This window comes from Dietzia sp. CQ4, from assembly GCF_014145125.1.
Lineage (GTDB): Bacteria > Actinomycetota > Actinomycetes > Mycobacteriales > Mycobacteriaceae > Dietzia > Dietzia natronolimnaea.
The window spans coordinates 1-7,698 of record NZ_JAALDZ010000362.1 but is presented as its reverse complement, the minus strand read 5'-3'; the positions used below and the strand labels follow the sequence as shown (position 1 = coordinate 7,698).

The 7,698-nt window shown below is 69.6% G+C and carries 7 protein-coding genes; 5 read left to right on the top strand and 2 right to left on the bottom strand.

What is annotated here, in order from left to right; all coding sequences use genetic code 11:
* From G6031_RS17000 to G6031_RS16990, 3 genes are all read left to right on the top strand, one after another.
* Positions 1 to 406 (top strand): GNAT family N-acetyltransferase (locus tag G6031_RS17000; RefSeq protein ID WP_182653903.1); only part of this gene is annotated, 406 nt, incomplete at its 5' end.
* An 87-nt stretch (positions 407 to 493) separates the two neighbouring features.
* Positions 494 to 1,369 carry a type I methionyl aminopeptidase gene (map, locus tag G6031_RS16995; protein WP_182609736.1) on the top strand — a complete coding sequence of 292 codons (876 nt, stop codon included), beginning with the start codon at positions 494 to 496 and terminating at the stop codon, positions 1,367 to 1,369.
* A 101-nt stretch (positions 1,370 to 1,470) separates the two neighbouring features.
* On the top strand, positions 1,471 to 2,949 hold the full coding sequence (locus G6031_RS16990; protein ID WP_182653902.1) for an NAD(P)/FAD-dependent oxidoreductase: 1,479 nt from the start codon (positions 1,471 to 1,473) through the stop codon (positions 2,947 to 2,949).
* Between the two features lie 19 nt (positions 2,950 to 2,968).
* On the opposite strand, the gene mtr is transcribed toward G6031_RS16990, so the two are convergent.
* On the bottom strand, positions 2,969 to 4,369 hold the full coding sequence (gene mtr, locus G6031_RS16985) for a mycothione reductase (protein ID WP_182640972.1): 1,401 nt from the start codon (positions 4,367 to 4,369) through the stop codon (positions 2,969 to 2,971).
* Between the two features lie 5 nt (positions 4,370 to 4,374).
* Positions 4,375 to 5,412, bottom strand: coding sequence for an alpha/beta hydrolase (locus G6031_RS16980; RefSeq protein ID WP_259843962.1), 1,038 nt, complete (start codon positions 5,410 to 5,412; stop codon positions 4,375 to 4,377).
* 132 nt (positions 5,413 to 5,544) lie between these two features.
* On the opposite strand from G6031_RS16980, the gene mqo reads away from it, so the two are divergent.
* Entirely contained in the window at positions 5,545 to 7,041 is a 1,497-nt protein-coding gene (gene mqo / locus G6031_RS16975; protein ID WP_347238519.1) for a malate dehydrogenase (quinone), read from the top strand.
* A gap of 134 nt (positions 7,042 to 7,175) precedes the next feature.
* The coding region (locus tag G6031_RS16970) for a bifunctional precorrin-2 dehydrogenase/sirohydrochlorin ferrochelatase (RefSeq protein WP_182653901.1) at positions 7,176 to 7,698 on the top strand (523 nt) is incomplete at its 3' end.

The following is a 7,698-nucleotide window of genomic DNA, read 5'->3' as shown; positions in this document are numbered from 1 at the left end:
CCTGATCGAGTTCGAGCAGGTGCTCGCGGCCGCGGCGGCGATGTACCGCGAGGAGCTGGGCTCCGATCCGTTCGCCGTGGGGTCGGGGATACCGTTCCGCCGCCGCGTCGCGCGCTCCCTGGCGAGGGGGAGGACCTGGATCGGGGTCGACGACGGAGAGGTGTTCTTCAAGGCCGACGTCGCCGCCGTCTCGCCGTGGTCGGCGCAGATCCAGGGGGTGTGGGTCCGTCCCGGCAGGAGGGGCGCGGGGCTCGGGACCGGCGGCATCGCCGCGGTGTGCGCCGCCCTCCAGGCCGGTCGACTGACCCCGTCCCTGGTGGTCAACGGATCCAACGCCGCGGCCCGCTCGGCGTACCGGCGGGTCGGGATGGTCGACGTGGTCGACTACGCGACCGTCCTGATGTGACCCGCCGGGCCACGGTGGCGGCACCCGGGGACCCGCGGTCGGGGCCGGGTCGGCGGCGAGCCCCTGAACGCACCTATCCTTGAGGCCATGACCACCTCAACCCGTCAGCCCCTCGTCCCCGGCGATCCCACCCCGATCCGGACGGTTCCCGAGTCGATCCCGCGGCCCGAGTACGTCTGGCGCGAGAAGGTCGACGAGGCCAACGGCGAGCCGTGGGTGCAGACACCCGAGGTGATCGAGGCGATGCGCAGGGCGTGCACGATAGCGGCGGACGCCCTCGTCGAGGCGGGGCGTGCCGTGGCACCCGGGGTCACGACGGACGAGATCGACCGGATCGCCCACGAGTACATGTGCGACCACGGCGCCTACCCGTCGACGCTGGGGTACAAGGCGTTCCCCAAGTCCAGCTGCGTGTCCCTCAACGAGGTGATCTGCCACGGCATCCCCGACACCACGGTCATCCTCGACGGGGACATCGTCAACATCGACGTCACCGCGTACATCGACGGAGTCCACGGCGACACCAACTCCACCTTCCTGGCGGGTGAGGTCGCCGAGGAGAACCGGCTCCTGGTCGAACGGACGCGAGAGGCCATGAACCGCGGGATCAAGGCCATCCGCCCCGGCCGGGAGATCAACGTGATCGGGCGTGTCATCGAGTCCTACGCGCGCAGGTTCGACTACACGGTGGTCCGGGAGTTCACCGGGCACGGGGTGGGTCCCACCTTCCACAACGGCCTGGTGGTGCTCCACTACGACGAGCCGTCACGGACCGAGGTCCTCGAGCCCGGGATGACGTTGACCGTCGAGCCGATGATCTCGCTGGGCGGTCCCGGGTTCGACATCTGGGATGACGACTGGACCGTCACCACCGCGGACAAGGCGTGGACCGCACAGTTCGAACACACCGTGCTCGTCACCGACGAGGGGTACGAGGTGTTGACGCTGCCGAGCGGGGGCTGAGGCTTCGCCGCCGGGTCGGATCGGGCTCCCCGCCGACCCGAGTCGAACGATTGTCCCGATGCGGCCGTGAGTCATGGACATCTCGCGCCATAATGTCAAACATGCTCGATACTCCCCGCGGACCTGTGGACCACGTCGACATCCTCGTCGTCGGAGCCGGGTTCGGGGGGATCGCGATGGCCGATCGTCTCCTGCGGGAGGGACGGGGCGGGGACATCCTCGTGGTCGAGGCCGACGACGAGGTCGGCGGGACCTGGCGCGACAACACCTACCCGGGGTGCGCCTGCGACGTGCCCACCTCCTTGTACTCGTTGTCGGGTCACGCTCACCCCGACTGGTCGCACTCGTTCGGCAGACAGGGCGAGATCCAGGCCTACCTCGTCGGGGTGGCGGACAGGATCGGCCTCCGCGATCGACTCGTCACCTCCTGCGAGGTCACCGGCGCGCGGTGGGGCGACGACACCGCCCGGTGGATCGTCGACACCAGCCGTGGGCAGGTCCTGGCCCGCCATCTCATCGTCGCGACGGGGGCGCTCTCCGCACCCTCCGTGCCCCCGCTCCCGGGCCTCGAGGGTTTCGACGGCGAGGTGTTCCACTCCGCGCGTTGGCGCCACGACATCCCCCTCGCCGGCAAGAAGGTCGCGGTGGTCGGCACAGGCGCCTCCGCCGTGCAGTTCGTGCCCGAGATCGCCGGGACCGCCGACCACGTGACCGTCTTCCAACGGACACCCGGATGGATCCTGCCCCGGTTCGACCGTTCCATCTCCCGGCGTCGCCGCGCGCTGTACCGGCGTGTCCCGTTCGTGCAGAAGATCGTCCGGGGTCGGGTCTACGCGGGCCGTGAGCTCTACGTCCTGGCATTCACCCGGGCCCGGTTCCTCCTCCGGTTGTTCGAGTGGTTCGCCCGGTTCTACCTGCTGGTCAAGGTGCGGGACCGGCGGATGCGGACGGTGCTCACCCCGGATTTCTCGATCGGGTGCAAGCGTGTGCTGCTCACCGGCCAGTGGCTTCCGGCGCTGTGTCGGCGGGACGTCACCCTGGTCTCCGGAGCCGCGACCTCGGTGACCCCGGGCGGTCTCGTCGACTCCGGGGGTGCCGAGCACCCCGCCGACGTGATCATCTTCGGGACCGGGTTCCAGCCCACCGAGCCGCCCATCGCGCGGGTCGTCACCGGTTCCGACGGCCGGACCCTCGCAGCACACTGGGACGGCAGCCCCCGCGCGCACAACGGCGTGACGGTCGCCGCGTTCCCCAACCTCTTCCTGATGTTCGGGCCCAACACCAGCCTCGGGCACTCGTCGATCGTCTACATGCTCGAATCACAGGCCGAGCACGTGCTGAGGCTGCTCGAGTTGTCGAGGCGTGCGGATCGGGGGACCGTGGAGGTGCGGGAGGAGGCCCTCGACCGGTATTCCGACCGGATGGACCGCGAACTCGCCGGCACCGTGTGGAACGACGGCGGATGTTCGAGCTGGTACATCGACTCACGGGGCCGGAACTCGACGCTGTGGCCCACCTTCACGTTCCGATACCGACGCCAGGTGAGGTCGGTCGACCCGGCGGACTTCGTGGTCGGCTGAGGCCCGCCGGGGCGGCGGGTCAGAAGCCCCGGTCCGGGAAATCCAGTCCGAGCAGGGCGTTCTCGACAACCTCGGCCATCGCAGGGTGGATCCAGTACTGGCGACGCGCGAGTTCGGGGACGGTGATCTCGAACTCCATGGCCTGGATGAGGATCTGGATGAGGGAGGGCGAGTGGGCACCCATGATGTGGGCGCCGACGAGCAACCCCGTCGTGCGGTCCGCGATGAGCTTGCAGCACCCGACCGAATCCTCCATGGCCCAGCCGTAGGCCACGTCCCCGTGATCCTGGACCTTGACCGTGACGTCGTATCCGGCCTCCCGGGCCTCGGCCTCGGTCAGTCCGACCGAGGCGATCTGCGGCCAGGTGAACACGGCGTAGGGCACCAACCGGTGATTGACGGGGTGGAGGTCGTCAGGGTGCCGCAGGTTGTGCCCGACCACCCGCTGCTCGTGGTTGGCGACGTGCTTGAGCTGGTAGGGGGAGCTCACGTCGCCGAGGGCCCACACGCCGTCGGCCGTGGTGCGGCCGTACTCGTCGACCCGGACCAGCTCCCCGTCCATCGCCACGCCGGCGGTGTCGAGGCCGAGCAGGTCGCCGTTGGGGGTGCGGCCCGTCGCCACCAGGAGCGCGTCGCCGGAGCAGGTCGAACCGTCCTCGAAGGTGATCTCGACCCCGCGCCGGTCCTCGCCGGTCGCGGTCATCGTGGTGATCTGCTGGCCGAGGCGGACGTCCCACCTCCGCCTGGCCTGGTCGGTGAACCGTTCGGCCAGTTCCCGGTCCACGTGCTTGAGCAGGACGTCCGAGCGGCCGATCACGGTCACCTCCACGCCGAGAGCCGAGAACACGTGGGCGAACTCACAGGCGATGAAGCCGGAGCCCTGGATCACCATCGACCTGGGTAGCTCGGGGATCCGCATGACGTCGTCGCTGGTGTAGAAGTCGACGCCGGCGTCGACGACGATCCCGGGGATCGAGGGGCGGGCGCCTGCGGCGATCACCACGGAGTCGGCCGTGATGATCTCCCCGGTCCCCGTGTCGATGGTGCGCGGACCCACGAAGGTCGCGTGACCGTCGTACACGGTCACGTTGTCGCACCGTGTGCGCCGGTAGTCCTCGCCGCTGGAGGCGATGGGGTCGATCCGGCGGTCGAACACCCGGGAGACGATGTCGGGCCAGCGGACGCCGTTGAGAGTCGAGTCGATCCCATACGTGCTCGAGTGCGCGACGGACACGGCGGTGTCCGCGGCGTAGACGAACATCTTGGTGGGGATGCAGCCCACGTTGAGGCACGTCCCGCCGAAGGAGCCCTTCTCGCAGATCGCCACGGACTTGTCGGCGAACGACTCGTCGATCAGCGAGTTTCCGCTTCCGGTGCCGATCACGATGAGGTCGAAGTGCCGGGAGGGGGTCTGGGTCATGGTCGTCAGGACTCCTTGGTGTGGGGTGCGAGGATCTGGTCCAGCCAGTCGCCGAGGTGCCGGAAGACCACCTCGAGCACATCCGCGCGGGAGAGGAACACGTCGTGTCGGGCGCCGTCGACGGGGATGTCCGTGACCCGGTCCGAGACCCGGTCGGCGAATCGCTCCATCGATCGGACATCCAGGATCAGGTCGGTGTCGACGTCGAGCACACCGCCCGCGCCGCGAGCGCCGACGGACGACGCCGTCGACCTCAGCAGGAGCACGGGGAGCGGAAGGTGGACCCCGGACTGGAGAGCCTTCTGCGCCCGGCGGACGGCCGCGAGCCATCCGGCCCGGACCCCGACCCCGCCCGGGGGCTTGAGTGCGGTGTCGAAGTGGAAATCCCCGTCGTGATCGATGTGGGTGCTCACCACGTACCGGTCCGAGGTCTTCAGGGGCAGCCGGTAATAGGGCCTCGCGGAACCCAGGGTTCGGATGACCGGGTCCAACAGGGGTCGGGCGCGGTCGGGGACGTCGAGTTGGAACCAGGGGGAGTTCAGGACCAGCCCCACGACGGGGTCCAGCGAGCCCCGGTCGCGGCGCCGCCCGAGCCAGAGCGGTACCACCAGTCCGCCGGTGGAGTGCGCGGCCACGATGACGGGGAGTCCGGGGTGTTCGGCGGCGATCACGGCCAGTGACCGGTCCAGCTCGTCGTCGTATCTCTTCAGGTCGGTGGTGAAGTGCGGCGTCAGGCCGTCCCGCCTGGAGCGTCCACACTTGCGCAGGTCCACGCCGTAGGTCGCGATGCCGCGACCGGCGAGGAACTCGGCGAGATGGGTGTGGAAGAAGTAGTCGGACAGACCGTGGACCACGAGCAGGGCGGCGACGGGCCGCTCGGGTGCGTCCTCGTGCCGTACGAGCGTGGCCGAGATCGGTCCCTCGCCGTCCGGATCGGTCCCGAGTGGGAGCTCGAGACGCCGGTAGGACGGGCCCAGCAGGTCCGGGGTCCACTGCGCACCGGATCCGGTGGGGGCGACGGCATCGGGGGAGGGCGGAGGCACGACGACCACCCTAGTCCGGTGTGCCGCGGGGGCAGACCGGTGAGTAGTCTTGGGATCCGGTGGACGCGGGGTCGCCGGACGGTCCCGTGTCGATTCCAATTCGGGTCCACGACCAAACAGCGAGGGTAACCGGTGACTGCAGACCAGGTGGCAAAGCACGGAACGACTGATGTGGCGCTCATCGGCGCGGGCACCATGAGCGCGACGCTCGGGGCTCTGCTGCGTCGCCTCCAGCCCGACTGGCAGATCGAGATCTTCGAGCGCCTCGAGGGCCCCGCGCTGGAGTCCTCCGACGCGTGGAACAACGCCGGCACCGGCCACTCCGCACTCTGCGAGCTCAACTACTCGCCCAAGACCGCCGACGGTGACGTGGACATCACCAAGGCCGTGAGCGTCAACGAGAAGTTCCAGGTCTCGCGGCAGTTCTGGTCCTATGCCGTGGAGAACACCATCCTCGGCGACCCGACGGAGTGGATCCGCCCGGTCCCGCACATGAGTTTCGTCGCCGGGAAGGACGGACAGGAGTACCTGCGGAAGCGGTACGACAGGCTCGCCGGCCACCCCCTGTTCCCCGGGATGGGCCACACCACGGACTTCGGAGAACTCGAGCGGCTGGTCCCGCTCATGGCTCGTGGCCGGTCCGCCGAGCAGCCGTTCGCCCTCAGTCACTTCGAGAACGGCACCGACGTCAACTTCGGGGCACTCACCCGACAGTTCGTCAAGTACCTCACCCGGACGGGCACCGAGGTCCACTACCAGAACCAGGTCAAGGACCTCGAGCGCAACACCGATGGCACCTGGCGGCTGACCGTGGCCAACCGCCACACAGGTGACGAGCGCACGGTCGACGCGAAGTTCGTCTTCGTCGGTGCCGGCGGCGGTGCCCTCCACCTGCTGCAGAAGTCGGGCATCCCGGAGATCAAGGGCATCGGCGGGTTCCCCGTGGGGGGCCAGTGGCTGCGCTGCACCAACCCCGACCTCGTGGACCAGCACCAGGCCAAGGTGTACAGCCAGGCGTCGGTCGGCGCGCCGCCGATGTCGGTTCCGCACCTCGACACGCGCGTCATCGACGGCAAGAAGGGGCTGCTCTTCGGCCCGTTCGCCGGCTGGACCCCGAAGTTCCTCAAGATGGGCAGCTTCATGGACCTGCCCTCGAGCATCCGTCCTGGCAATCTGCTGCCCATGGCCAACATCGGGCTCACCGAGATGGGCCTGGTCAAGTACCTCATCACCGAGCTCGCCAAGAATCACGGCGCTCGTGTCGAGACCCTCAGGGACTTCGTGCCGTCCGCGCAGGACGGCGAGTGGGAGAAGGTGGTCGCCGGCCAACGTGTCCAGGTGATCAAGCCCAACGGGCGCGGGGGGACCCTCGAGTTCGGTACCGCCGTGGTCAACGCCGCAGACGGCTCGATCGCGGGTCTGCTGGGGGCGTCCCCCGGTGCGTCCACGGCCGTCGACGCGATGGTCGATGTGCTGCAGCGCTGTTTCCCGAGCCGGTTCGCGGACTGGAAGCCCGCGCTCGAGGAGATGATCCCGTCCCTCGGTCGCGACCTGGCCGCGGAAGAGGGCCTGTTCGCCGAGCAGTTCGAGCGCTCGACCCGCACCCTCAAGCTCGATCAGAGGGCCTGACGGCGGGCCGGACCCCGCCCCGTACGAACCCTCATCCCCCGGTCGCCGCGTCGCTGTGGCCGGGGGATGACGCGTATCACAGTGCCTCGGGGCCGAGGCGGTCGCGGCCACCGACGGCGGATAGGATCGGCGGCATGATCCGGCCCGTGAACCCGTACCCCGTCGGCTTGGACCTCGAAGGCCGTCGGGTCGTGGTGATCGGCGGCGGATCGGTGGCCCAGCGGCGTATCCCGGTGCTCCTCGAGTCGGGTGCCGTCGTCCACCTGGTGAGTCCTGAGATCACGCCCACGTTGCAGGGACTGGTCGACTCCGGACGCATCCGGTGGGAGGCCCGTGAGTACCGGTCCGGCGACCTGGAGGGCGCCTGGTACGTGGTGGCGGCCACCAAGGACTCCCTGGTCAACGCCAGGGTCGCCGCCGAAGCCGAGCAGGATCGCACCTTCTGCGTGCGGTCGGACGCCGTCAACTCGGGCACCGCGGTGACGCCCGCCGTCGTCCGCCGCGACGAGATGGTGGTGGCGGTGCTCACCGGGGACCGCGCACGGACCGCCGAGGCCCGTGATGTGGTCGCCCGCGCTCTGAGCGACGCCGGCGCCGAGGCGCCGGAGGTCGAGGAGAGGCTGCGGGGGACGGTCGCGCTGGTCGGCGGGGGGCCGG

Coding starts and splice junctions, on each gene's coding strand:
- G6031_RS16990 (WP_182653902.1), top strand. CDS start 1,471: ATGCTCGATACTCCCCGCGGACCTGTGGACCACGTCGACATCCTCGTC.
- mtr (WP_182640972.1), bottom strand. CDS start 4,369: ATGACCCAGACCCCCTCCCGGCACTTCGACCTCATCGTGATCGGCACC.
- map (WP_182609736.1), top strand. CDS start 494: ATGACCACCTCAACCCGTCAGCCCCTCGTCCCCGGCGATCCCACCCCG.